The 23,132-nt window shown below is 72.4% G+C and carries 21 protein-coding genes and 1 riboswitch; of the genes, 5 read left to right on the top strand and 16 right to left on the bottom strand.

Features of this window, described 5'->3' with window-relative positions; genetic code table 11:
* Nucleotides 1-79: 79 nt before the first annotated feature.
* Nucleotides 80-210, bottom strand: a riboswitch (FMN riboswitch).
* Nucleotides 211-276: 66 nt separating this feature from the next.
* The gene (locus ACQEUU_RS16555) at nucleotides 277-1,086 is read right to left on the bottom strand and encodes an oxygenase MpaB family protein (RefSeq protein WP_433066599.1); all 810 of its coding nucleotides are present in this window, start codon (nucleotides 1,084-1,086) and stop codon (nucleotides 277-279) included.
* Nucleotides 1,087-1,357: 271 nt separating this feature from the next.
* On the opposite strand from ACQEUU_RS16555, the gene ACQEUU_RS16550 reads away from it, so the two are divergent.
* From ACQEUU_RS16550 to ACQEUU_RS16530, 5 genes are read left to right on the top strand one after another with little or no spacing between them, the layout of a single operon-like run.
* The gene (locus ACQEUU_RS16550) at nucleotides 1,358-2,356 is read left to right on the top strand and encodes an ABC transporter permease (RefSeq protein WP_433066596.1); all 999 of its coding nucleotides are present in this window, start codon (nucleotides 1,358-1,360) and stop codon (nucleotides 2,354-2,356) included.
* A 9-nt stretch (nucleotides 2,357-2,365) separates the two neighbouring features.
* Nucleotides 2,366-4,147 (top strand): ABC transporter substrate-binding protein, encoded by a 1,782-nt coding sequence (locus tag ACQEUU_RS16545; RefSeq protein ID WP_433066593.1) that lies wholly within the window; start codon nucleotides 2,366-2,368, stop codon nucleotides 4,145-4,147.
* Nucleotides 4,148-4,202: 55 nt separating this feature from the next.
* Nucleotides 4,203-5,183 carry an ABC transporter permease gene (locus ACQEUU_RS16540; RefSeq protein WP_433066590.1) on the top strand — a complete coding sequence of 327 codons (981 nt, stop codon included), beginning with the start codon at nucleotides 4,203-4,205 and terminating at the stop codon, nucleotides 5,181-5,183.
* Nucleotides 5,183-6,199 (top strand): ABC transporter ATP-binding protein, encoded by a 1,017-nt coding sequence (locus ACQEUU_RS16535; protein WP_433066587.1) that lies wholly within the window; start codon nucleotides 5,183-5,185, stop codon nucleotides 6,197-6,199. The genes ACQEUU_RS16540 and ACQEUU_RS16535 overlap by 1 nt, the downstream gene beginning before the upstream one ends.
* Nucleotides 6,196-7,230 carry an ABC transporter ATP-binding protein gene (locus ACQEUU_RS16530; protein ID WP_433066584.1) on the top strand — a complete coding sequence of 345 codons (1,035 nt, stop codon included), beginning with the start codon at nucleotides 6,196-6,198 and terminating at the stop codon, nucleotides 7,228-7,230. The genes ACQEUU_RS16535 and ACQEUU_RS16530 overlap by 4 nt, the downstream gene beginning before the upstream one ends.
* A gap of 84 nt (nucleotides 7,231-7,314) precedes the next feature.
* Here the strand turns inward: ACQEUU_RS16530 and rpe are convergent, their stop codons facing one another.
* The 15 genes from rpe to ACQEUU_RS16455 form a co-directional block, all read right to left on the bottom strand.
* Nucleotides 7,315-7,974, bottom strand: coding sequence for a ribulose-phosphate 3-epimerase (gene rpe, locus ACQEUU_RS16525; protein WP_433066582.1), 660 nt, complete (start codon nucleotides 7,972-7,974; stop codon nucleotides 7,315-7,317).
* A 93-nt stretch (nucleotides 7,975-8,067) separates the two neighbouring features.
* Nucleotides 8,068-9,567, bottom strand: a complete 1,500-nt coding sequence (locus tag ACQEUU_RS16520; protein WP_433066579.1) for an RsmB/NOP family class I SAM-dependent RNA methyltransferase — start codon at nucleotides 9,565-9,567, stop codon at nucleotides 8,068-8,070.
* On the bottom strand, nucleotides 9,522-10,451 hold the full coding sequence (gene fmt, locus ACQEUU_RS16515) for a methionyl-tRNA formyltransferase (protein WP_433066577.1): 930 nt from the start codon (nucleotides 10,449-10,451) through the stop codon (nucleotides 9,522-9,524). Before fmt ends, ACQEUU_RS16520 begins: the two co-directional genes overlap by 46 nt.
* 2 nt (nucleotides 10,452-10,453) lie before the next feature.
* Nucleotides 10,454-11,002, bottom strand: coding sequence for a peptide deformylase (gene def / locus ACQEUU_RS16510; RefSeq protein WP_433066574.1), 549 nt, complete (start codon nucleotides 11,000-11,002; stop codon nucleotides 10,454-10,456).
* A gap of 34 nt (nucleotides 11,003-11,036) precedes the next feature.
* A complete protein-coding gene (locus tag ACQEUU_RS16505) occupies nucleotides 11,037-12,359 on the bottom strand; it encodes a hypothetical protein (RefSeq protein ID WP_433066571.1) in 1,323 nt (440 codons plus the stop codon).
* A 37-nt stretch (nucleotides 12,360-12,396) separates the two neighbouring features.
* Nucleotides 12,397-13,902: a hypothetical protein gene (locus ACQEUU_RS16500; RefSeq protein ID WP_433066569.1), complete on the bottom strand. Its 1,506-nt coding sequence runs from the start codon at nucleotides 13,900-13,902 to the stop codon at nucleotides 12,397-12,399.
* 49 nt (nucleotides 13,903-13,951) lie between these two features.
* Nucleotides 13,952-16,189 carry a primosomal protein N' gene (locus ACQEUU_RS16495; RefSeq protein WP_433066566.1) on the bottom strand — a complete coding sequence of 746 codons (2,238 nt, stop codon included), beginning with the start codon at nucleotides 16,187-16,189 and terminating at the stop codon, nucleotides 13,952-13,954.
* Nucleotides 16,190-16,524: 335 nt separating this feature from the next.
* Nucleotides 16,525-17,712, bottom strand: a complete 1,188-nt coding sequence (metK, locus tag ACQEUU_RS16490) for a methionine adenosyltransferase (protein WP_270154930.1) — start codon at nucleotides 17,710-17,712, stop codon at nucleotides 16,525-16,527.
* A 213-nt stretch (nucleotides 17,713-17,925) separates the two neighbouring features.
* Complete coding sequence (locus tag ACQEUU_RS16485; protein WP_433066563.1) at nucleotides 17,926-18,213, bottom strand: hypothetical protein; 288 nt, start codon at nucleotides 18,211-18,213, stop codon at nucleotides 17,926-17,928.
* Between the two features lie 250 nt (nucleotides 18,214-18,463).
* Complete coding sequence (gene coaBC / locus ACQEUU_RS16480) at nucleotides 18,464-19,660, bottom strand: bifunctional phosphopantothenoylcysteine decarboxylase/phosphopantothenate--cysteine ligase CoaBC (protein ID WP_433066561.1); 1,197 nt, start codon at nucleotides 19,658-19,660, stop codon at nucleotides 18,464-18,466.
* A 7-nt stretch (nucleotides 19,661-19,667) separates the two neighbouring features.
* On the bottom strand, nucleotides 19,668-19,937 hold the full coding sequence (gene rpoZ / locus ACQEUU_RS16475) for a DNA-directed RNA polymerase subunit omega (protein ID WP_433066559.1): 270 nt from the start codon (nucleotides 19,935-19,937) through the stop codon (nucleotides 19,668-19,670).
* Between the two features lie 5 nt (nucleotides 19,938-19,942).
* On the bottom strand, nucleotides 19,943-20,515 hold the full coding sequence (gene gmk, locus ACQEUU_RS16470) for a guanylate kinase (RefSeq protein ID WP_433071864.1): 573 nt from the start codon (nucleotides 20,513-20,515) through the stop codon (nucleotides 19,943-19,945).
* A 137-nt stretch (nucleotides 20,516-20,652) separates the two neighbouring features.
* A complete protein-coding gene (gene mihF / locus ACQEUU_RS16465; protein ID WP_270154926.1) occupies nucleotides 20,653-20,976 on the bottom strand; it encodes an integration host factor, actinobacterial type in 324 nt (107 codons plus the stop codon).
* A gap of 478 nt (nucleotides 20,977-21,454) precedes the next feature.
* Nucleotides 21,455-22,153, bottom strand: a complete 699-nt coding sequence (pyrF, locus tag ACQEUU_RS16460; protein WP_433066556.1) for an orotidine-5'-phosphate decarboxylase — start codon at nucleotides 22,151-22,153, stop codon at nucleotides 21,455-21,457.
* A complete protein-coding gene (locus ACQEUU_RS16455) occupies nucleotides 22,150-23,127 on the bottom strand; it encodes a dihydroorotate dehydrogenase (RefSeq protein WP_433066553.1) in 978 nt (325 codons plus the stop codon). Before ACQEUU_RS16455 ends, pyrF begins: the two co-directional genes overlap by 4 nt.
* Nucleotides 23,128-23,132 lie beyond the last annotated feature (5 nt).

Raw genomic sequence — 23,132 nt, 5'->3', positions numbered from 1 at the left:
GCTCCAAGCCATGGCGGGCCCCGGGGGGAACACGGTGCGCGAACGCGCCGTGGTGGCGTCCGGCTGGAACGCCGGACACCCGCGTGCTTCCTCCCATCCGGACTTTAACCGTCGGTCCCGGAATTTCACCGGGTCAACCGGCCGATGGCATCGGCCGGGTCGCGGACTGTCACCGCCGGTTCGGACTTTCACCGACCCCGGAGCACGCTAGCTCTGTTCATCTCAGTGTGCCATGTCCGAAATCGTGCACGCGACCGGGGCTGCCGTGACGGGCGGTCACGCGGCCATGAGCTTGCGGGCGCGGCGCGCGTCGGGGCTGTAGCGGACGTTCGCCGGCACCAGGCCGATGCCGGTCTGCAGAGCGCGCAGCGTGGCGGTGGCCCACAGGTCGCCGACCGGCGTGGCGGGCAGGCCGTACAGCCGCCTGGCCCAGCGCGGCAGCGTGGCGAAGGCGAGCACGGTCAGGGCGGGCACCACCGGCCGCAGCGTGTCGAACAGGCCCGGCAGCGGAGTGCGCAGGGACGCGCGGAGGGGGTGGGCCGCCTCGGGGACCAGGCGCAGCCCCGGGCGGGCCTGCTCGATGTAGGCGCGCAGCTCGGCGACCGAGCCCGGCACGCCGCCCGGGTCGAGGCCGACGACCTCGGCGGCGCGCCGCCACTCGGCCACGAACGCGTCGGCGTCGGCGTCGCTCAGCCGCACGCCCGCCCGGCGGGCCACGGTCAGGTAGGAGTCGACCTCGCCGACGTGCACCCAGCGCAGCGACTCGGGCTCGTCGAGGTGGTAGGTCTCGCCGGTGTCGGGGTCGCACGCGGTCAGGGTGGCGTGGATCCTGCGGACGCGGCGACCGGCCCGCTCGACCTCGGCGCGCGTTCCGTACGTGCGCACGCGGACGAACTCGGTGGTGCGCACGAAACGCGACCAGGCCTCGTCGGGATCCATGAGGGCGGAGTTCTGCATGACGCCGCGCATCGCGCGGGGGTGGAGGCTCTGCATGAGAAGCGCGCGGAATCCGCCGACCAGCAGGATCGGCTCCCCCATCACCCGCCACGTCACGGACTCCGGCCCGAACAGCCCGTGGTCTTCCATGGGGAAGGACCTACCCGCTGGAGCATGTGCCCATGTCACAGGACTGTCGTGGTTGTGCCGCGATTCCGTGATCGCCAAAGGTCCGGGCACTCCTTATTCTGGCGGCGGCGCTCAAAGCGCGTCAATGCCTGTGCGGGCACGAGGGAGTCTACTTTTTACAACAAACTTACGAAATGAGCTGAAGCCATTGTCATCGCACAATCTGGCCTGAGAATGTCCCCTATGGTCCGGAATTTCCGGATCTCGTACGTGCCCGAGGGACCCCCACCACATGACGACACCGACGTCCACCGCGATCACCGACGCGACGTCCGTGACCGATACCCAGGAAACGGCCGGCCGCTCACCCGGCCAACTGATGTGGCTGCGCTTCCGCCGCGACCGCGTCGGCGTCGCCTCCGCCGTGATCGTCATCTTCTTCTTCCTGGTGGCGATCCTGGCGCCCGTGATCTCGTGGCTCTACGGGAAGGACCCGTACACGCTGTACGGCCAGGACATCCCAGGGCTGCTCAACGACTACGGCTACCCGATCGCGCCCAACGGCGGCATCAGCTCCGAGTACTGGTTCGGCCTGGAGCCGAGCCTGGGCCGGGACGTGTTCATGCAGCTGGTGTACGGCATAAGGACGTCGCTCGGCATCGCCGTGGCCGCGACCCTGATCATCACCACGCTCGGCATCGTCGTCGGCATCGTGGCCGGCTACGCCGGCGGCAGGACCGACTACCTCATCGGCCGGGTCATCGACCTGACGCTGTCCTTCCCCTCGACGCTCTTCATCATCGCGTTCACCCCGGTGGTGGAGAGCCTGCTGGTGCCTCCGGACGAGGAGACCCCTGTCTGGCTGCGCGCCGTATCCCTCACGATCATGCTCAGCGCCTTCGGCTGGGCGGGACTGGCCCGGCTGCTGCGCGGTTACGTCCTGTCGATGCGTGAGCGCGAGTTCGTGGAGGCCGCCCGGGTCACCGGCGCGTCCCCGGCCCGGATCGTGTTCAAGGAGCTGCTGCCCAACCTGTGGACGCCCATCCTCATCCAGTCGACGCTGCTGCTGCCGGCCATGGTGACGGCCGAGGCGGGACTGTCCTTCCTCGGCGTCGGGATGGGCGAGCTGGTCCCCGACTGGGGGCGCATGTTCCTGCGGGCGACACAGGTCTACCAGAACGACATCACCTACCTCATCTTCCCCGGCGTCGCCCTGCTGATCTTCGTGATCGCCTTCAACCTGCTGGGCGACTCGGTTCGCGACGCCTTCGACCCCAAGATCAAACGCTAGAGGAGAAAGATGAACCACCGTACGAGGTCGGTGTTCGCGGTGCTGGCCGCGGCGTCGCTGACCCTGGTCGGCGCGTGCGCGCCGGGAAACCAGGGCGCGCCGTCGGCCGCCCCCAGCTCCGGCGCGTCGGCGCCGGCCCAGACGGAGTACAAGCCCGCGGTGATCACCCTCGGCACCGCCGAGGACTCCAAGGGTCCCGCCATCGCGCCGGAGGGCGCGGTGAAGGGCGGCACCGTCACCATGCTGGACCGTGACGACTTCTCCCACCTGGACCCCGGGCAGATCTACGTCAACACCGAGTCCAACTTCGGGCTGCTCATCCACCGCGGCCTGACCGGCTACAAGCGGGTCGCCAAGGGCGAGTTCAAGCTCGTCGGCGACCTCGCCACGGACGCCGGCCAGGTGTCCGACGGCGGCAAGACCTGGACCTTCACCCTCAAGGACGGGGTGAAGTGGCAGGACGGCTCGCCGATCACGTCCGAGGACGTGAAGTGGACGATCGAGCGGCTGTTCGCCCCGCACATCACCTTCGGCCCCTCCTACATCCAGCAGTGGCTGACCGAGACGGACTACAAGAAGGCGTACCAGGGCCCGTACGACGGCAAGCGGCTCGACAACATCGAGACGCCGGACGACAAGACGATCGTCTTCAAGTTCAACGAGCCGCACGCCGACGCCAACTACGCCTTCGCCATGGGCGGCTACGCGGTCGTGCCCAAGGCCAAGGACACCAAGGAGAAGTACGACAAGGAGCCCTTCTCCTCCGGCCCGTACGTGATCAAGTCGCACACCGTCGACAAGTCGATGGAGCTGGAGCGCAACCCGCACTGGGACGCCGCCACCGACCCGATCCGCGGCGCCTACCCGGACGTGTGGAAGCTGGAGTTCGGCCAGGAGAACCTGCAGATCACCGACCGCCTCGTCGCGGACAACGGCCCTGACCAGCAGGCGTTCACCTTCTACGCGTCGGTCCCGCCGGAGCGGCTGCAGCAGGTGCTCAACGACCAGAGCCTGGCCGACCGGCGCATGGTCAGCCCGTCCCCGTACGGCAACTACTACTACTTCAACCTCGACCGGGTGAAGGACATCAAGGTCCGCCAGGCGATCAACCACGCGTGGCCGTCGAAGCAGATCCAGCAGACGCTGGGCGGCCCGCAGGCCGCGGCGCTGCCGACGACGATCCTGAACGAGAACACCACGGTCGGCTACAAGCCGTACGACCTGTTCGGCAAGACGGCCAAGCCCGAGGGCGACATCGAGAAGGCCAAGCAGCTGCTGGCCGAGTCGTCCGACCCCAACCCGACCATCGTCTACGCCTACAACCAGACGCCCACCCAGGAGCAGGTCACCGTCGTGATCAAGAACGCCCTGGAGAAGGCCGGCATCAAGGTCGTGACCAAGCCGCTGGACCGCAAGACGTACTACGACTCGATCAGCCAGACCAAGAACGAGTTCGACCTGTACTGGGGCGGCTGGGGCTCCGACTGGCCGTCCGGCTCGACGGTGATGCCGATCATCTTCGGCCCGGTCAGCGACGGCGGCCAGAACATGTCGCACCTGCGCGAGGCCGAGCTCGACGCGAAGATGAAGGAGATCTCCGAGAACCCGGACATCGACGCGGCCAACGCCGCCTGGATGGAGCTGGACAAGGAGATCCAGGAGAAGTACACCCCGCTGGTCGTGGGTGAGAACCGGATCGCCACCACGCTGCACGGCTCCAAGGTGGGCGGTGCGGAGATCGACCCGCAGATGTGGGTCGTCTCCCCGAACACCATCTTCGTGAAGCAGTAGCGCACCCTGCCCCGGACGCCCGCCCGGGCGTCCGGGGCGCCCCTTTGGAGATTCCGTGCTTCGATTCCTCATCCGCCGCACGCTGGGAGCCCTGGTCATCCTGCTGGTCATCTCGGCGGTGACCTTCTTCCTGTTCTACGCGATCCCCGCGGACCCGGCCCGGCTGGCCTGCGGCAAGGTGTGCCCGCCCGAGACGCTCGAGCAGGCCCGCCGGAACCTGGGCATCGACCAGCCGCTCATGGTGCAGTTCGTGTCATGGCTGGCCGGGATCTTCGTCGGCCGTGACTATGAAGGGCTCGGCGAATGCCCGGCGCCCTGTCTCGGCTTCTCGTTCGTCAACCGCGCCCCGGTGTTCGAGACGATCGTGGACCGGATGCCGGTCACGATCGCGCTCACCCTCGGCGCCGCGGTGATCTTCCTGATCTTCGGCGTGGCCACCGGCATCGTCGCCGCGCTGCGCCAGGGCAAGCCGCTCGACAAGATCGCCAGCGTGGCGTCGCTGATCGGCGCGTCGGTGCAGATCTACTTCGTCGGCACCCTGGCCATGTACTTCTTCGTCTACCAGACACAGGTCTTCTCCCAGCCCAAGTACGTGCCGATCACCGAGGATCCGCTCGGCTGGTTCAACGGGCTGCTGCTGCCCTGGCTGGTGCTGGCGCTCATCTTCACCGCCAACTACACCCGCATCACCCGCTCCACCATGGTGGAGAACCTCAACGAGGACTACGTCCGGACGGCCAGGGCCAAGGGCATGTCGGGGCGGAGCGTGGTGCTGCGGTTCGCGCTGCGCGGGACGCTGACCCCGATCATCACGATCTTCGGTGTCGACCTGGGCACGCTGATCGGCGGCGCGATCATCACCGAGACCACGTTCGGCCTGCAGGGCATCGGCCGGCTGGCGGTGCGCGCGGTCGACTACTCCGACCTGCCGACGCTGATGGCCACGGTGGTGCTCGCGGCCGGCGCGATCGTGGTGATGAACGTGATCGTCGACTCCCTGTACGCCGTCATCGACCCCCGCGTGAGGCTGAGCTGATGTATCTCGAAGTCAACGACCTCACCGTCGACTTCCACACCGAGGACGGCGTGGTGCACGCCGTGGACGGGCTCTCCTTCGAGGTCGAACAGGGCACCACGCTGGGCATCGTCGGCGAGTCCGGCTCCGGCAAGTCGGTGACCAACCTGGCCGTGCTCGGCCTGCACAACCCGGAGACCGCGAAGATCTCCGGCAGCATCATGCTCGACGGGCAGCAGCTGCTGGAGGCGTCGCGGTCCACGATGGAACGGCTCCGGGGCAACAAGATCGCGATGATCTTCCAGGATCCGCTGACCTCGCTGTCCCCGTTCCACACCGTCGGCGCCCAGATCGCCGAGGTGTACCGCAAGCACAAGGGCGGGTCCAGGTCCGCGGCCCGCGACCGGGCGATCGAGATGCTCGACCGGGTCGGCATCCCACAGCCCAAGGTCCGCGTCGACCACTACCCGCACCAGTTCTCCGGCGGCATGCGGCAGCGCGTCATGATCGCGATGGCCCTGGTCTGCGACCCCGGCCTGCTCATCGCCGACGAGCCGACGACCGCGCTGGACGTCACCGTCCAGGCCCAGATCCTCGACCTGCTGCGCGAGCTCCAGGAGCAGTCCGGGACCGCGATCATCCTGGTCACGCACGACCTGGGCGTGGTCGCCAGCACCGCGCACGACGTGCTGGTCATGTACGCCGGACGGGCCGTGGAACGCGGCACGACGCGCGAGGTGCTGCGCGAGCCCCGCCATCCGTACACGTGGGGGCTGCTCGGGTCGATGCCGAGCCTGCGTCACCCGGTGGACGTGCCGCTGCGTCCGGTGCGGGGCACCCCGCCCAGCCTGATCAACGTCCCGCCGGGCTGCCCGTTCCACCCCCGCTGCGACTACATGGACCTGCTGGGGGCCGAGGTGTGCACCGGGGACCGGCCGGAGCTGTCACCGCACCGCGGCCACGGCGACGCCTGCTACCTGTCGCTGAAGCAGAAGACGGAGATCCGCGAACGAGCCGCGGGCAAGGAGACGACGTGACGGAGAAGCTGCTGGAGCTGTCCGGCCTGGAGAAACACTTCCCCGTCAGAGGCGGCGCGTTCATCAAGCGCCAGATCGGCGCGGTCCACGCGGTGGACGGCATCGACCTGGTCGTGCACGAGGGCGAGACGCTCGGCCTGGTCGGCGAGTCCGGATGCGGCAAGTCCACCACCGGCCGGCTGGCCGCCCGGCTGCTGGAGCCGACCGGGGGCACGATCAGCTACCGGGGCCGCGACATCAGCCACGCCTCCCGCCGGGAGCTGAAGCCGATCCGCTCCGAGATCCAGATGATCTTCCAGGACCCGTACTCGTCGCTCAACCCCCGGCAGACGGTCGGCTCGATCGTCAGGGCGCCGATGGAGATCAACGACATCGACCCGCCCGGCGGCCGGGAGGCCAGGGTCCGGGAGCTGCTGGAGATCGTCGGGCTCAACCCGGAGCACTACAACCGCTTCCCGCACGAGTTCTCCGGCGGCCAGCGCCAGCGCATCGGCGTGGCCAGGGCGCTCTCGGTGAACCCCAAACTGATCATCGCCGACGAGCCGGTGTCGGCCCTGGACGTGTCGATCCAGGCCCAGGTGATCAACCTGCTGCAGCGGCTGCAGCGGGAGCTGGGCATCGCGTTCCTGTTCATCGCGCACGACCTGGCCATCGTGCGGCACTTCTCGCAGCGGGTCGCGGTGATGTACCTCGGCAAGGTGGTCGAGATCGGCGACAGGGAGTCGCTCTACGAACGACCCCGTCACCCGTACACGCACGCCCTGCTGTCGGCCGTTCCCGACGCCGACGTGGACGGCGGCACCCGGGAGCGCATCCGCCTGGCGGGCGACGTGCCCTCGCCGATCGACCCGCCGTCGGGCTGCCGCTTCCGCACCCGCTGCTGGAAGGCGCAGGACAAGTGCGCCGCCGAGGAACCGCCGCTGCTGCGCCTGGACGGCAACCGCGAAGGTCACCTCACCGCCTGCCACTTCCCCGAGGAGCCGACGACCCAGGGCGAGGACGTCGTCCTGGACCCCGCGCTCCAGGACTGAGCGGGGCCGCTCCGGCAGGCCACGAGCCCGCCGGGGCCGCCGCGCCCGCCGGAACCCCTCGACCGGGCCGAGCCCGGGAGTGCGTCAGGAGACCCCTTCGGCGAGCGCCCGCAGGGAGTCGACGGCCGCCACCCGGTCGTCGGCGCCGTAGACGGCGCTGCCCGCCACGAACACGTCCGCCCCGGCCTGCGCGCACCGCTCGATGGTGTCGGCCGAGACGCCGCCGTCGACCTGGAGCCACACCTGGCCGCCGTGCCGCTCGATGAGCGCCCGGGCCCGCCGGATCTTCGGCAGCACCACGTCCAGGAACGGCTGCCCGCCGAACCCCGGCTCCACCGTCATCAGCAGCAGCATGTCCAGCTCGCCGATGAGGTCCTCGTACGGCTCCACGGCCGTCGCCGGGTTGAGCGCGAGCCCGGCCCTGGCCCCCTGGGACCGGATCTCCCGCAGGGTGCGCACGGGCGCCGAGGACGCCTCGGCGTGGATGGTCACGCTCCCCGCCCCCGCCTCCGCGTACGACGGCGCCCACCGGTCCGGGTCGGCGATCATGAGGTGGCAGTCGAGCGGCAGCGAGGTCGCCTTGCGCAGCGCCTCGACCACGGGCAGGCCCAGGGTCAGGTTGGGCACGAAGTGGTAGTCCATGACATCCACGTGCAGCCAGTCGGCGTTGGGCACCGCGGCGGCCTCGTCGGCGAGGCGCGCGAAGTCGGCGGAGAGGATGCTGGGAGAGATCTGTACGGCCATGATGCCCCGAGTCTATGGGGTGGCCCTCCCCCGCCCCGCGCGCGGGCGTCCCCGGCTCCTGGTCCGGCCCACGCCCCGCCCGGGGAGCGCCGGTCAGGGGCGCTTGCGGAGCAGGGCCAGGAACATCGCGTCGGTGCCGTGCCGGTGCGGCCAGAACTGGGCGTGCGGCCCCTCGCCCAGCCCGTCGACCTCCGGCAGGTAGTCGCGGGCGTCGAGCTGCTCCACGTCGTCCCTGCGGGCCAGCACGTCGCCCACGACCACCCGGGTCTCGGCCAGGTGCGGCGAGCAGGTGACGTACGCGACGACCCCGCCGGGCCGGACCGCGTCCAGGGCGGTGGCGAGCAACCGCCGCTGCAGCCCGCTCAGCTCGGCGATGCTCGAAGGGTCGCGCCGCCAGCGCGCCTCCGGCCGGCGCCGCAGCGCCCCCAGCCCGGTGCAGGGCGCGTCGAGCATGACCCGGTCGAACGCCTCCGGCCGCCACGCCGGCTCGGTCCCGTCAGCGGTGATCACCGCGGCCTCGGAGGTGGTCTGCCGCACCAGCCGCGCCCGATGGTGCTGCACGTCGGCGGCCACCAGCCGCGCCCCGCCGCCGAACACCCGTACGGCCCCGCCCCCCGGCCCGGCGCCGGCCTCCCGGACGGACGGGGTCGCCCCTTCCAGGTCGCCGTGGGCCGCGATGGCGTCCAGGAGCCCGGCCTTGCCGCCGGGGCCCGCGCACAGGTCGAGCCAGCGCTCGTCACGGCCGTCGAGCGGGACGCGGGTGAGCGCCAGCGCCACGAGCTGGCTGGCCTCGTCCTGCACGGCGGCCCGGGTCTCGGCCACGGCCGCGATCCGGCCCGGGTCGCCTTCCGGCAGGCAGGCCCCGTACGGGGAGTAGCGGGCGGGCTCCGCGCCCGCGTCGCGCAGCTCCTTCACCGAGGAGCGGCCGGGCCGGGCCACCAGCGTCACCTGGGGCCGGTCGTTGTCGGCCGCCAGCACGTCGGCGGTCTCCCCCGCGTCCTTGCCCAGCGCGTCGCGGAAGGCGGTCACCACCCAGCGCGGATGGCTGTGGGCCACGGCCAGGTGACCCGCCGGGTCGCGGTCCGGGTCGGGCGCGACGATCGGCACCCACTCCTCCAGCGACCGGCCGGCGATCTTGCGCAGCACCGCGTTGACGAACTTGGCCGCGCCCTGCCCGATGCGCAGCCGTACCAGGTCGACGCTGGTGCCGACGGCGGCGTGCGGCGGGATGCGCATCTGCAGCAGCTGGTGGGCGCCCAGCCGCAGCGCGTCGCGCACCGCCGGGTCGGGCGCGCGGTCGCTGCACGCCTCGATGATCGCGTCGTAGGTGCCGAGCCCGCGCAGCGTGCCGTAGGTCAGCTCGGTGGCGAGCGCCGCGTCGCGTCCCTGGATGCCGCGCTCGCGCAGGAGCCGCGGAAGCAGCAGGTTGGCGTACGCGTCGCGCTCCTCCACGGCGCGCATGACGTCGAAGGCGGCGTTGCGCGCCTGGTCGCGCACCGGCCTGCGCGGCCTCCTCGCGCCGCCCCCGCCCGCGGCCCCCCGTGGCCTCACGAGAGCCTCTCCCCGTGCTCCGGGCGCACGCCGCGGGCCCATTCGACCGCGCTCATCAGGCGCTTGCCCTGGGGCTGGACGTCGCTCAGCTCGACGGGGTCGGTAGCGGTGCCGGCCAGCACGCGATGCTTGCCGACGGACAGCTCGCCGGGGGCCAGGCGCTCCTCGCCGGCGGCGGCCCGCACCGGGCCGAGCTTGATCCGCTGACCGCGGAACTCGGCCCACGGCCCCGGGCTGGGGATGCAGGCGCGGATGAGCCGGTCGACGCGCATGGCGGGCGCGGCCCAGTCGACGCGGGCGTCGGCGACGGTGATCTTGGGGGCGAGGCTCACCCCGTCGGACGGCTGCGGGCGGGCCTCGAGCGTGCCGTCCTCGATGCCGTCGAGGGTGGCGGCGAGCAGGCCGGCGCCGGAGACCGACAGCCGCTCCAGCAGGACGCCGCTGGTGTCGCCGGGCTTGACCTCCTCGGTCACCACCCCGAAGACGGGGCCCGCGTCGAGCTCCTTGACGATGCGGAACGTGGTCGCGCCGGTGATCTCGTCGCCGTGGAGCACGGCGTGCTGCACGGGGGCGGCGCCGCGCCAGGCGGGCAGGATCGAGAAGTGGAGGTTGACCCAGCCGTGGCGGGGGACGTCGAGCGCCGCCTGCGGCAGCAGCGCGCCGTACGCGACGACGGGGCAGCAGTCGGGCTCCAGGACGCGCAGCCGGTCGAGGAAGTCCGGGTCTCCGGCCTTGGCCGGGCGCAGCACCTCGATGCCGGACTCCTCCGCCAGCTCGGCCACCGGGGAGGGGTGGACCTTGCGCCCGCGTCCGGACTGGGCGTCGGGCCGGGTGACGACCGCGACGACCTCGTGGCGCGGCGAGTCGATCAGGACCCGCAGCGACGGCAGCGCCGTGTCCGGGGTGCCGGCGAAGACCAGGCGCATCGTCAGAGGGCCTTTCCGCCGGTCGGGTGGGGCGAGAACTTGACCTGGGGCGCCTGCAGCCCGCTCCACTCGGCCTCGCGCACGGCCTTCATGGCCAGCTTGCGCTGCTTGGGGTCCATCCGGTCGATGAACAGGATGCCGTCGAGGTGGTCGGTCTCGTGCTGGAAGCAGCGCGCCATCAGGTCGGTGCCCTCCAGCACGATCGGCTCGCCGTGCATGGTGAAGCCCTTGGCGACCGCCCGGACCGCGCGCGGCGTCGGGAAGGACAGGCCGGGGAAGGACAGGCAGCCCTCCTCGCCCTCCTCGTCGATCTCGCTGGACAGGTCGAGGTCGGGGTTGACGAGGTGGCCGAGCTGGTCGTCGACGTAGTAGGTGAACACGCGCAGCCCGACGCCGATCTGGGGGGCGGCCAGCCCGGCGCCCGGCGCGTCCATCATCGTGTCGGTGAGGTCTTTGACGAGCTTGCGGAGCTCCTTGTCGAAGTCGACCACCGGAGCCGCCGGGCTGCGCAGCACCGGATCGCCGAACAGCCGGATCGCCTGGATCGCCAAGGGTCACTCCGTTCCTTCGAGGGATCTGCTCAGTTTAGTGGGCGAACGAGCGAGCCTTCATCGCCGCTTTGCGCGCGGCCTTGACGACGGTCCCGTCGGCGTGGGCCCGGGCGAGCATGTCGAGCACGGCGACGGTGTCGGGGTGGCCTACGGACGGCATCTCGGCGATCAGGCGGACGAGGTCCTCGGCGGGTTCGGGCGTGTCGAGCCGCTCGGCCGCGTGACCGGACAGGCGCATGAGAGCGGCGAGCGAGTCGACGGCGATCCAGGTGTGGTCCTCGGGGCTGAGCGGGGGCGCGTCGAGGTCGCGGATGTGCAGCCAGGAGGCGGCGTAGCGGCGCATGAGCGGCAGGTCGAGCGCCTCGCGCAGGGCCGCCTCGGCCTCGGGGCCGAGCTCCTCCAGGACGGCTCCGACGGCGCCGCGGCGGCCGGCGCCGCTCTCGGCGGCGATGGCGATCAGCTCGCGGGCGGCCTCCTCCGGCGGGCGCCGCTCCAGCCAGCCGGCCACGGCGCTCTGCGTGGCCGACCCGCTGACCAGGGCGTCGACCAGCTCTGCGGCGGTCAGGTCGGCGAACACCTCCACCTCGGCGGTGGTGGGCGCGTCGTGGCCCTCGCGCAGCAGATCGCGCCTGATGGCCCAGACGCCGAGCGGGGTGAGCGCGGCCCGGCCGGCGGCGGTCTGCTCGACCACGCCGCAGTAGGCGAGCAGCGACAGCGCCTCCAGCAGCTCGCCGGGCAGGTCCGCGGCCAGGCGGCGGGTGCCGGGCCGGCCGGGGCCGCAGGCGACCTCGTGGGACTGCAGGATGCCGCGGGCCAGGTTGGCGATCGCCACCCCGGACCGTACGGAGTAGATCGTGGCGAGCATCTCGGCCAGGTGATCGTCGATCACGGCGGAGCCGGTCAGGCCCTCGTCGGCGCGGTCGAGCACGTCCATGACCACGCCGTCCCAGAACTCGAGGGTCGCCTCCACGGTGAGCCGCTGCGGCAGCGGCCCGCGGGAGGCCCGGCCGCCGAGGATCTGGAGCAGGCCGGTGTTGACGGCGACGATCCAGACGAGACGCAGGCGGGCCGGGTCGAGGCCGAGCTCGGCGGCCGCGGCTCCGGCGTCGGCCGGGGTGAGCGTCCCCTCGGCGGTGACCGGGCGGGTGCCGGTCCAGCCGGCCAGGCGGATCGCGTCGGCGACGAGCGGCACCTGGGGGACCGCCCGGGCCAGCTCCGCGTCGCCTGCGAGGGTCACGGGCGGGAAGGTGAGCGCCTCCCGGTCCACGGGCGTCTCCTCCGGCGGCCGTGGCGGCACGGCGGCCTGCTCATCGATCAGCTTGCGCAGCTCGGCGAGGTCGAAGACGTTGTTTGCCACCCACGAAACTTACTGCACGCCCGTCACACAAGCGTACTCATCTGATGCGCCGCGAGCGTGCCTTGAACGCGGCCTTGCGCGCCGCCTTGGCCGTGGTGGTGTCGGGCAGCGAGCGCCCGAGCAGCTCCAGGACCTCGGCCACGTCGGGATGGTCGACGCGCCACATCTCCTCGATCAGATGGGCGGGCGGGCCGGAGGCGGCCATGTTCTCGCCGAAGATCTCCGGGGCCTCCTCGGCGGCGGGCATCGCGAGCGCCAGCATGTCGACGCTGACCCACAGCAGCTCGTCATGGGTGAGCTGCGGCGCGGGCAGGCCGCGGGCGGTGAGCCAGTGGATGGCGTGCGGCCGCAGCTCCGCCTCGTCGAGTCCGGCGCGGACCGCGTCCTCGGCCTCGGCGCCGAGCCGGTCGACGATGGTGACGGCGATCCCGCGGGCCACGGCGGGCGCCCCCGAGGCGGCGGCGAGCAGCTGGGCGGCGGCCTCGCCGGGGCTCCTGGCGGCCAGCCACCGATCGATGTCGGACTCGGCCAGCTCGGTCGGCACGCCGTCGAGCAGCCCCTCGATGAGCCCGCGCGCGTCGGCCTCGGCCAGGTCGGGCGCCTGCGGCGCGTCGAGGCCGAGCGCGAGGTAGTGCTCGCGCAGCGCCCACACGGCCGCAGGGGTGAGCCCCGCCGCCGCGCGCGAGCCGTCGCCCGTGACGCGCACGAGACCGCACCAGGCCAGGCGGCCGAGCACCGCGGGCACGTCCACCTCGTCGTCGACGAGCTCCTCCAGGTATTCGCCGATCACCTCGGCGGGCACCGGCGCCTGCACCCGGTAGAGCATGTCGAACAGGTCGTACAGCTCCTCGTCCACACCCGCCGAGCCGGTGACCCCGCCGCCGGTGTCACCCTCGACCAGGTGGGCCACGACGGCCGCCCACCGGCCTCGCGGGTCGGCGGGGACGCTCAGCCCTTCCAGGTACGCGACCGCGCCCCGGTCGAGCTCGGCCAGGAGCGGGATGTCGCGCAGCTCGGCCTCCAGCGCCTCCGGCGCCGCCAGCCGGACGGCGGGCCGCGGCGCGCAGCCGGGGCATTCGCAGGGCGCCTCCCCCAGGTCGGGCACCTCTCCGGACGGGATGGCGACCGACTGCTCCAGCGCCTCGGGCCCGATGGAGCTGAACAGGCTCTTGGCCATGCCGAAGTTGGCCGGGTCGGCCAGGGCGTCGGGCATGAGGGTCTCGATGTCGTCGAGCCGCTCGCGCATGGCGCCGGCGGCCCCGCCCTCGACCTCGCCCGACTCCTGCAGGTAGCGGACGAAGGTGCGCGCCGCGGCGACGGTCTCCCCGGCGCTCTCCGGCGGCGCGATGACCTTGCGCGGATAGATGGACAGCAGCAGCTCGTCGAAGGTTTCGGGCGTGAAGTCGGCGAGCTTGTTGACGTTCAGGTAGTCGCTGGCGTAGTCGCAGAGCAAGCGGACCTCGTCCGCGTCCACCTCGACGTCCCGGGCACGCCCCCAGGCGCGCAGGTCGTCGACGGCCGAGTTCACCCATTCGATCGACACACAGGCACGCTAACGGCTCACTTACGGATGAGCGAATCGGGGAAACGGCCTAAATCAGGTCGAGGGGGTCCACACACACCTTCACCACGTCTGGTGCCTTTCTGGCGGCGCGCACCCCGCCGGCCCCTTTGAGCGCGGTGGCCAGGGCCGCCCCGCCGGTGCGCGGGACCCGTACCATGGCGCGTTCCCGGCCCGCGTCGTCCACCGGCACCGGACCGAGGACCTGGGCGCCGTGGGGCAGGCGCGACTCCTCCAGCATCTGCCGCACGGCCGCGGCGGCGCCGGTGAGCGTGGCCATCCGCACCGCGGGCGGGAACCCCAGCTCGGCCCGGTCGGCCAGCTCCCGCTCGGCGTGGGTGACCGGGTCCCAGCGCACCAGCGCCTGCACGGCGGGCAGCGCGGCGTCGGCCAGCACCACGAGCCCGGCGCCGGGGCGGAGCAGCGCGGCGGCGTTCAGCCACCGGCGCACCGCCTCCTCCCCCGCCCGCAGGTCGGCCCGGCCGAGCAGCGCCCATCCGTCGAGCAGCACGGCGGCCGCGTACCCGCCCTCCGCGACCGGCTCCGCCCCCGGCGTCGCCACGACCAGCGCGGGGCCGGCGGGCAGCCGGGCCAGCACGCCGTCACGCCCGGACGTCCGCACCGGCACGGACGGGAACGCCCGGCCCAGCTCCTCGGCCGTGCGCCTGGCTCCGACGACGACGGCACGCAGCCGGTGACCGCCGCAGCCGGGGCACTTCCAGGCGGCGTCCACCCGGCCGCACCAGCGGCAGTAGGGCGCCGCGTGCCCGGTGCGCAGGGCCAGCGGCCCGTGACAGAACTCCTCCGACCGCGGACCCCGCTCCGCCTCCCCAGAGCCGCTCTCCCGTCCCACGCCGCCCGGCGCGTGCCGCCCTCCCGGGTCCGCGCCGCCGAGCGCGTCCTCGCCGGGTTCCTCGTACGGGAGCCGCCCCTCACCGGACGGCCCGTCGCTCCGCGCCCACTCCTGGACGCTCGTCCGGGTCGGCGGGTGGGCGCACCTGGCGGGAGCGCGGCACTGCGCGCACGCCAGCGCGGGCAGGTACCCCCGCCTGGGCACCTGCACCAGGACAGGCCCGTCCGCCAGCCCTTGGCGCAGCACCCGCCACGCCACGCTGGGCAGCCTGGCCGCCCGCGCCGCCTGGTCCCTGGCGAGCTCGGCGTCCTCGCCGGCGGCCCGCACGCGCGGCGCCCTGCGCCTGATCTCCTGCCGGGCGGCCACGATCGGGCGCGCCCAGCGGGTGGCGACGAGCTGCGTCGCCTCGGCCGTGCGCGCGTACCCGCCGATCAGCATGGCCGCGCCGGTGCGGTGGGCGCGCAGCCCGAGGACCTCGCGGGCGTGCGGGTACGGGGCCAGCCGCTCGGCGTGCAGGTCGTCGCCGTCGTCCCAGATGGCCACCAGCCCTAGCCCGTGGACGGGCGCGAACATCGCCGCCCGCGTGCCCACCACCGCGCGCACCTGCCCGCGCAGCACGCCCAGCCATCGCCGGTAGCGTTCGGCGGGGCCCAGGTCCGAGGTGAGCGCCACGTGCCGCCCGGGCCCGAGCAGCCTGCTCAGCTCCGCGTCGAGCAGCGCCACGTCCTTGCCGTCGGGCACCACCGCCAGCGCGCCCCTGCCGCCCTCCAGCGTCGCCCGTACGGCCTCGGCGACCCCCGTCGCCCATCCGCCGGCGCCCGGCAGCGCGGTCCACACCGCGCGCGGCGTCCTCCCGTGGCGCAGCGCGTCGATGAACGACGGTCCCATCGGATAGTCCGCCCACGTCACCGACGCGTCGACGTCCTCCGGCCCCCGCTCGTCAGGCTCCGAGGGCGGGCGCTCCCCGTCGCCGGGCGGGCGGGCGGCCTCGGTCCTCGCGTGCCGGGGCGGGACTGCCAGGCGCAGGACGTCGGCCAGCGTCCCCGCGTAGCGGTCGGCCACCGCCCTGGCCAGCCCCGCGATCTCGGGCGTCAGCACCTGCTCGGGCGAGACGACGCGCTCCAGCGGGGTCAGCTTGCCCGTGTGGTCGCTCTCACCGGCCCGCTCCAGCAGGAACCCGTCCACCAGTTTGCCGGCGAACCGCACCCGAACCCGCACTCCCGGCCGGGCCGTCTCGTGCAGCGCCGCGGGCACCAGATAGTCGAACGGCCGGTCGAGGTGAGGCAGCGGGTTGTCCACGGCCACCCGCGCGACGGGCAGCTCGGCCGCGGGGACGACGGCTCCCGTGGTGTCCTTCGACGACGCGGCGGGCCGCACGGCGTCGAGCGGCAGGAGCGCGTCGTCGGAGTCGGTCACGCACTACGTCTACCAGACGCACCGGCCGGCGACGCCTGCACCGGCAAGCCGGCCCCAGGTCACAGAGCGCCCGCCGATCACCGCGGCCGCCGTCCGCCTCGTACGCCCGGCCTCGGGGTACGAGAGAGGGACCGGTCGTCACATGGGCACGCGACGCCGATCCGTCACACCCGGAGGCGCACACTCACGACGCCCACTCGCGCCGAGAGCCGGGCCAGGCCCGCTCGGGCAGACGGCGGGCACTCCGGGAGCAGCCCGATCCACGGCCCTTCAGGACGCGACGCGTGCGGAACGGCCCCGCGAAGATCGCGGCTCTTCGCGGGGCCGTCCCGGGGTCAGAGGCCCGCGGCCGTGCGGAGGGACTCGGCGCGGTCGGTGGACTCCCAGGAGAAGCCCTCGCGGCCGAAGTGACCGTAGGCGGCGGTCTCGGAGTAGATCGGCCGCAGCAGGTCGAGATCGCGGATGATCGCCGCCGGACGCAGGTCGAACTCGTTGAGCACGGCCGCCTGGATCTTCTCCACCGGCAGCTTCTCGGTGCCGAAGCACTCGACGAACAGGCCGACCGGCTGGGCCTTGCCGATCGCGTACGCGACCTGGACCTCGCAGCGGTCGGCGAGCCCGGCGGCCACGACGTTCTTGGCGACCCAGCGCATGGCGTAGGCGGCCGAGCGGTCGACCTTGGACGGGTCCTTGCCGGAGAACGCGCCGCCGCCGTGGCGGGCCATGCCGCCGTAGGTGTCGATGATGATTTTGCGGCCGGTGAGGCCGGCGTCGCCCATCGGGCCGCCGATCTCGAAGCGGCCGGTCGGGTTGACCAGCAGGCGGTAGCCGTCGGTGTCGATCTCGACCCCCTTGAGCACGACGTCGACGACGTGCTCCTTGATGTCGGGGGTCAGCATCTCCTTGAGGTCGATCTCGGCGGCGTGCTGCGTGGAGACCACCACGGTGTCGAGCCGGACGGGCCGGTCGCCGTCGTACTCGATCGTGACCTGGGTCTTGCCGTCGGGGCGGAGGTAGGGCACGACGCCGGACTTGCGGACCTCGGACAGCCGCTGGGCCAGACGGTGGGCGAGTGTGATGGGCAGCGGCATCAGCTCGGGGGTCTCCCGGCAGGCGTAGCCGAACATCAGGCCCTGGTCGCCCGCGCCCTGGCGGTCGAGCTCGTCGACGTCGCCCTCGACGCGGTGCTCGTAGGCGTCGTCGACGCCCTGGGCGATGTCGGGCGACTGCGCCCCGATGGACACCGACACGCCGCAGGAGGCGCCGTCGAAGCCCTTGTAGGAGGCGTCGTAACCGATCTCCAGGATCTTCTCCCGGATGACGCCCGGGATGTCGACGTAGGTCTCGGTCGTCACCTCGCCCGCGACGTGGACCTGGCCGGTGGTGATCATCGTCTCGACGGCGACCCGGCTCTTGGGGTCGTCCTTGAGCATGGCGTCCAGGATCGCGTCACTGATCTGGTCGGCGATCTTGTCCGGATGGCCCTCGGTGACCGACTCGGAGGTGAACAGGCGACGTGACAACTCAGTGGCTCCTCATGCAGCGGCTGCTGACGGATGTAGGGCTCCCGGCGAGTTGGCACGCCAGAGCCTCGCCGAAGTCTAGCCCTACCCGGCGCCCAGCCGCGAAACCCGTCCACGATCCGTACGCGTCGTCGTGTCGCTCCCGGAATCGCCCGCCGGGCGCCGATCGCGCGGACCGGCCCGATCCGGCGGTCACCGCGCCGTGGCGAGGACTCACAGGTGAGGCAGTGGATCCGGCGGGAGCGTCTCGGGCGCGAACACCTCGGCGTCGGCGGCGGCGACCACGGCGGCGTACTCGTCGTCGAACTCGAAAGTCAGGTCCCCCAGTTCGATGACCGGACCGGGGGCCAGCGTGATCGGTCCGAGCCGCGTGTCGCGCGGGAACATCGCGTACACCGAGATCGGACGGTCGCCGCGGAACATCCGCGTGGACAGCACCGCCACGGCCAGGTCGGTCACCACGATCAGGAAGTTGGCCGAGCCGCCCGGCCCGACGGACAAGGCGGGAAACACATAGCGGATCGCGCCCTTGTGTCCCAGAACCGTCCTGCAGCGGTCTCTGACAGCAGAATTCACCGGCATGCCGCCCCCCTTCGCCCCAGTATCAGCAGGCATTCCGGAAAGCTGCAACAGGTCATCCGGTAATCAATCTAGCCTTTTCTTCTCGTACGCCCCGAAAACGCGAACGAGCATCTCCTATAGGGACATAGGCCACGAAAAGCGCCGAATGGCGAAAAACCGGATGAACCCCTCAGAGCAGGCGGGGAGCGACGGCGTCCCAGACCGCGTCGGCGACGTCGTCCTTGGGGCCGCGCGGGACCTCGATCGGATCACCGCCGGCGACCAGGATGGTGGCCGCGTTGTCGGCGGTGCCGAAGGCGAGGTTCTCGCCCACCTGGTTGACGACGAGCAGGTCGCACCCCTTGCGGGCGAGCTTGGCCTGGCCGTTGGCCAGCACGTCGTGGGTCTCGGCGGCGAACCCGACGAGCATCCCGGGCGTGCCGTCGCCCCGCTCCTTGCGGCGCACGCCGAGCTCGGCCAGGATGTCCGGGTTCTTGGCCAGGTGGATGGCCGCGGGCTCGCCGTCAGTCTTCTTGATCTTGGCTTCGTGGCGCTCGGCGGGCCGGAAGTCGGCGACCGCGGCGGCCATCACCACCGCGTCCGCGCCGCCCTCCGCCGCGAACATCGCCTCCCGGAGCTCGGCGGCGGACTCGACGCGCACGAGCGCGGCGCCCGCCGGGTCGGGCAGCGCTACGTTGGCGGCCACCAGCGTCACCTCGGCGCCCCGAGCGGCAGCGGTGCGCGCGAGCGCGTAACCCTGCAGGCCGGAGGAGCGGTTGCCGATGTAACGGACCGGGTCGATGGCCTCGCGGGTGCCGCCCGCGGACACGACGACGCGGCGGCCGGCCAGGTCGCGCGGGCGGCCGCGCAGCACGCGCAGGCACACCTGGAAGATCTCGGCCGGGTCGGGCAGGCGGCCGGGGCCGGTGTCGGCGCCGGTGAGCCGGCCCACGGCGGGGTCGATCACGACGGAACCGCGCTCGCGCAGGGTGGCGACGTTGGCGCGGGTGGCCGGGTGCTGCCACATCTCGGTGTGCATCGCGGGCGCGAACACCACCGGGCAGCGCGCGGTCAGCAGGGTGTTGGTGAGCAGGTCTCCGGCCAGCCCGTGAGCCGCCTTGGCCAGCACGTCGGCGGTGGCCGGGGCGACCACGACGAGGTCGGCCGCCTGACCGATGCGCACGTGGGGCACCTCGTGGACCGACTCCCACACGTCGGTGGTCACCGGGTTGCCCGACAGCGCGGCCCAGGTGGGCTCGCCGACGAAGCGCAGCGCGTCACGGGTGGGGACGACCCGCACCTCGTGGCCGGACTCGGTGAACAGGCGCAGCAGCTCGCATGCCTTGTAGGCGGCGATGCCGCCGCTGACGCCCAGGACGACCTTCATCGAAGGGTCAGGCCACGCCTTCGATGGGCTCGGAGCTGAGCAGGCCCTCGGAGACCTCACGCAGCGCGATGGACAGCGGCTTCTCCTGCGCGTGGGTCTCGACCAGCGGCCCGACGTATTCGAGCAGGCCCTCGCCGAGCTGCGAGTAGTAGGCGTTGATCTGACGGGCCCGCTTGGCGCCCATGATCACCAGGGAGTACTTGCTGTCGACGATGTCGAGCAGCGCGTCGATCGGCGGGTTGGTGATGCCCTCAGCGACCGGGGCAATTCCTGCCACGATTGTCAGACCTCTCGGTTGGTGGTTGCGGTGACCCCCTGAGGGTCAGTCATCAAGGCTATCAGCCGGTGGCACACGTGTTTGACATCCGTGTTCACCAGGGTGAGGTCGAACTCCTTCTCGGCCGCCATCTCGATCCGGCCCGCCTCCAGCCGGCGGGTGATCACGTCCTCGGGTTCAGTGCCCCGGCCGCGCAACCGCTTCTCCAGCTCCGCCCAGCTGGGCGGGGCCAGGAAGACCAGCAGCGCCTCCGGCATGCTGCGCCGCACCTGCCTGGCGCCTTCGAGGTCGATCTCCAGCAGGGTCGGCACGCCGGCCGCCAGCTTGTCGAGCACGGCCCGCCGCGGCGTGCCGTAGCGGTTGCCCGCGAACTCCGCCCACTCCAGCAGCTCGCCCCGCTCCACGAGCCGGTCGAACTCCTCGCCGTCGACGAAGTAGTAGTGGACCCCGTGCGCCTCGCCGGGCCGGGGCCGCCTGGTGGTCACCGAGACCGACAGCCACACCTCGGGGTGTGCCCGCCGGAGCTCGGCGACGACCGTCGACTTGCCGACGCCCGACGGCCCGGACAGGACCGTCAGGCGCCTCTCGTTCGAGGGGAGGAAGTCGCCGACTCCGCCGCCCGTGCCGGCCTTCTCGTGAGCCGTCACACCGCCGGACCAGGACCTGTCGGTCACTTCCTACCCCCCGTCGAACCTGCGCGTCGTATGGAACGAGATTAGCTCTCGTTGCCACCGAACTCGCGCTCGAGGGAGGCCCTCTGGTTCGCGCCGAGGCCCCGCACGCGGCGGGACTCGGCGATGGCGAGCCGCTCCATCAGCTGCTTGGCGCGGACCTTGCCCACGCCGGGAAGCGATTCCAACAATGCCGACACCTTCATCTTGCCGATGACGTCGTCGGTCTGCCCATCCTTGAGCACCTCAGCCAGAGAAACCGCGCCACGCTTGAGCCGGTTCTTGACCTCGGCACGCTCTTTACGGGCCTTTGCAGCCTTCTCCAGGGCTGCGGCGCGCTGCTCGGGGGTCAGGGGAGGAAGAGCCACGCCGGGTCACCTCGAATTTCTGTCGATGTACTCGGACGGGAGAGGAAACTAGCTGGTCATCGCCCCCTAAGCAACGCAAAGAGCGGTTTCTCTCGCCACAAAATCCACTTCATCACTTTGGGTGATGGTAAAATTACCCAGGGCTGATCAAATCGCCCTCACTTCCCTGTTTCCAACCGCGCCCGCGGCGGCGGCGAAGGGCGCTACGATGATCACGTACGGGCATGCGGGGCGTGTCCGAAAGCGGGGGCTGACCTGTGTCCGAAACCCGGGCGGCGCCGTGCCCGGACGGCGACGGGCGCGGCTCTCCACGGCGTGGACGATCAAGGGGCGCGGCGCCGCCACGCCACGCCCTCCCACGCCCCTCACCCGCCGTCGCGGCGCCCTGCTGTGGAGTCGCGTGTCAAGACACCGCACCACCCCGCCGCCACCCGCCGCGAACCTCCCGGAGTACGCGCGCCCCGGGGCCGGGTCCGGGTCAGGCGTGGCTGGTGCGGCGGAGGGAGGCGGCGATGGCGGCGGCGGTGGCGCCCGGGTCCGGTGAACCGGTGATGGGCCGGCCGATCACCAGCAGGTCGGCCCCGTCGGCGAGAGCCTGCTCGGGGGTGGCCACCCGGGCCTGGTCCTGGAGGGCGGCGCCGGCGGGGCGGACGCCGGGCGTGATGAGCGTGATGCCGTCCCCCACCTCGGCGCGGACCGTGCCCACCTCGTGCGGCGAGCACACCAGCGCGGTGGCGCCCGCCGCCACGGAGAGCGCGGCCAGCCGCCGGACCGCGTCCGGCGCGGGCCCGATCAGGCCGATCCGGCCCAGGTCGTCCTCGGCGAGCGAGGTGAGCACGGTGACGGCGGCGATCTGGGTGTGCGGGGCCGCCTCCACCGCCGCCCTGATCATGGCGGGGCCGCCCGCGGCGTGCACGGTCAGGATGGACGGCCGCAGCCGGGCGACGGCCTTGGCGGCGCCGAAGACGGTGTTGGGGATGTCGTGCAGCTTGAGGTCGAGGAAGACCTTGACGCCGCTGGCCCCGCGCACGGAGGCGATCACGTCGGGCCCGTAGCGCAGGTAGAGCTCCAGGCCCACCTTCACCGTGCTGACGTGCGGGGTCACCAGGCCGGCCCACCGGGCGGCGGTGTCCAGGTCGGGGGCGTCCAGGGCGACGGCGATCGGTGCGGGAGTCAAGACGTGCTCTCCTCGGTGTCGACGAGCAGGTGCCGGGCGGCGCTGCCCGGCGGGCGGTGGGCCAGGCCGACCGCGTCGGCCAGCCGTTGGAAACCGCGCGCCTGCAGCAGTTCTTCGAGTTCGCGCTCGATGCGCAGGCACGCGTACGGGTCGTGGAACAGCGCCGTGCCGACCCCGACCGCGCAGGCGCCGGCCAGGATGAGCTGGAAGGCGTCCCTGCCGGTCATGACGCCGCCGACGCCGACGAGCGGCACCCCGGGCAGCGCGGCGTGGACCTGCCAGACGCAGCGGACGGCGAGCGGCAGGATGGCGGGGCCGGACAGCCCGCCGGTGACGGCGGCCAGCGACGGCCGGAGCGTCTCGGTGTCGATGGCCATCCCGAGCGGGTTGTTGATCATGCTCAGGGCGTCGGCGCCCGCGTCGACGCAGGCGCGGGCGACGGCCACGATGTCGGCCACGTCCGGGGCCAGCTTGGCGACGACGGGGACGTCGTAGCGCATGATGGACCGGACCGAGGCGATCACCTCGGCGGCGCTGCCGCCCTCGCGGGCGAAGAGGCGGCCGCGGTCCTCCATGTTCGGGCAGGACAGGTTGACCTCCAGCGCCGTCACCCCGGGCGCGTCGGCGAGCCTGCGGGCCAGCTCGGAGTATTCGGCGACGGAGCCGCCGCCGATGGACACGATGGTCTTGATGCCGCGCTGGGCCAGCCAGGGCAGCTCACGCTCCAGGAAGGCGTCGATGCCCGGCCCTTGCAGGCCGACTGCGTTGAGCATGCCGGAGGGCGTCTCGGCCATGCGGGGCGTGGGCCGGCCGGCGCGCGGCGCCATGGTGACCGAGCGCGTGGTGAGGGCGCCCAGCCGGTGCAGGTCGAAGAACTGGGCCAGCTCGCGCCCCGAGGAGGCGCAGCCGGCCGCCGTGCAGACCGGGTTGGCCAGCTCCACGTGGGCGAGGAAGGTGCGCATGTCGACGGGCATCGCGC

The sequence above is a fragment of the Nonomuraea sp. CA-218870 genome (genome assembly GCF_050936535.1).
Taxonomy (GTDB): domain Bacteria; phylum Actinomycetota; class Actinomycetes; order Streptosporangiales; family Streptosporangiaceae; genus Nonomuraea; species Nonomuraea corallina.
Note: the sequence above shows the minus strand (reverse complement) of the source record. Positions and strands in the feature narration are given on the sequence as shown.